This window comes from Aeromicrobium sp. PFPM2_SD2, assembly GCF_057364525.1.
Map to the genome: position 1 here is coordinate 1 of NZ_JBNFNZ010000517.1, position 1,615 is coordinate 1,615.

The following is a 1,615-nucleotide window of genomic DNA, read 5'->3' on the forward strand; positions in this document are numbered from 1 at the left end:
GGCTGCCACGTGCTGGCCGTGCCGCACATGGTGGACGTCCCCGAGGCACCGCGGCGCACGCGCCGCCCGACGCTGGCCGGCCTGACGCCGGACGACGTGCGCGCCCTGCTGGCCTGAGCCATCCCGGGAGTCGTCCCCGAGCCTGTCGGGAGCAGTCCCCTCGGCAGGCTCAGGGACCGGACACCCCGGCTCAGGACGCGGTGGCGGCGGGCAGCTGGTGGCCCGGGTACGGCGGGGGCGTGCCGCCCCACGCGGGGCACAGCGCCTGGAACGAGCACCAGCCGCACAGCGGGCCCTTGTTGGGCCGGAACTCGCCGGTGGCGGTGGCCGTCTCGATGGCCGACCAGAGCGCCTTCACGCGGCGCTCGGTAGCCAGCAGGTCGGACTCCTCGGGCACGTAGTGCAGGAAGGTGCCGTCGCCCAGGTACATCAGCTGCAGCAGCGACGGCATGACGCCGCGGGTGCGCCACACGACGAGGGCGTAGAAGCGCATCTGGAACATCGCCTTGTCGGCGTACCGCTCGTTCGGGGCCTTGCCGGTCTTGTAGTCGACGACGCGGATGCGTCCGTCGGGGGCGACGTCGAGCCGGTCGACGATGCCGCGCAGCCGCAGGCCGCCGTCGAGGACGTGCTCGACCTTGAGCTCGCGCTCGGTCGGCTCGACCCACTGCGGGTCCTCCATGCGGAAGTACCGCGCCAGCAGCTCCTCGCACTCGGCCAGCCAAGCCGCCTCGCGCTCGGCGTCGGCGTCGAACAGCGAGCCGCAGCGCTCGTCCTCGTCGGCCAGCTCGCTCCAGCTGCCCGGCAGCAGCCCGCGGGCCGTCTCGAGCGTGCGCTCGGGCGCGGCCGCGTCGAACAGCTTCTCCAGGACGGCGTGGACGAGCGTGCCCCGGACCGCGACCGGGTCGAGCGGCTCGGGCACCTTGTCGATGACGCGCAGGCGGTACTTGAGCGGGCAGGCGGTGAAGTCGGACGCCCGGCTCGGCGAGAGCGACCCGGCGGGCGACCGCTCGGCGGCCTCGGTCGGCACGGTCTCGGTCATGGCCCCGAGACTAGTCGGGCCCACCGACAGGGCTGGCAGCCGCGCGGGACGGCGGCGCGAGGGGGCGACCTCTAGGTTGGTCCCGTGAGCGAGCGAAGCCCCGGGCTGCGGCTGGGACGCGTCGGGGGCGTGGACGTCCTGGTCCGGCCCTCGCTGCTGGTCATGGCCGTGGTGCTGGTCGCCCTGTTCGCGCCGCAGTTCGAGCTGATCGGGTACCGGTCGCCCGTCGTGGCGGCCGTCGTCCTCGTGCTCGTCCTGTACGTCTCGGTGTTCCTGCACGAGTGCGCCCACCTGCTCGTGGCCCGGACCTACCGGATGCCGGTCTCGTCGATCACGCTGCACCTGCTGGGCGGCGAGACGGTCATCGAGGGGGAGAGCCGCACGCCGGCACAGGAGCTGTGGACGTCCGTCGTCGGCCCGCTCACGTCGCTCGCCCTCGGCGGGCTGGCGCTCCTCCTGGCCCCGGGTTGGCCCCCGCCGCTCGAGGGCGTCGCGCTCGCCGCGGCCTACGTCAACCTCGTCCTCGGCGTCGTCAACCTCGTGCCCGGCCTGCCGCTGGACGGCGGGCACGTG

Annotated in this window: 2 protein-coding genes; one reads left to right on the top strand and one right to left on the bottom strand. The window is 74.2% G+C overall.

Annotated elements, in window-relative coordinates:
• Nucleotides 1-190 precede the first annotated feature (190 nt).
• Nucleotides 191-1,042, bottom strand: a complete 852-nt coding sequence (locus tag AC2W7G_RS15800) for a RecB family exonuclease (RefSeq protein ID WP_485869278.1) — start codon at nt 1,040-1,042, stop codon at nt 191-193.
• An 84-nt stretch (nt 1,043-1,126) separates the two neighbouring features.
• Between AC2W7G_RS15800 and AC2W7G_RS15805 the strand changes: the two genes are divergently transcribed.
• Nucleotides 1,127-1,615: site-2 protease family protein (locus AC2W7G_RS15805; protein ID WP_485869279.1), on the top strand; the 489-nt coding region annotated here is incomplete at its 3' end.

Coding starts and splice junctions, on each gene's coding strand:
- AC2W7G_RS15800 (WP_485869278.1), bottom strand. CDS start 1,042: ATGACCGAGACCGTGCCGACCGAGGCCGCCGAGCGGTCGCCCGCCGGG.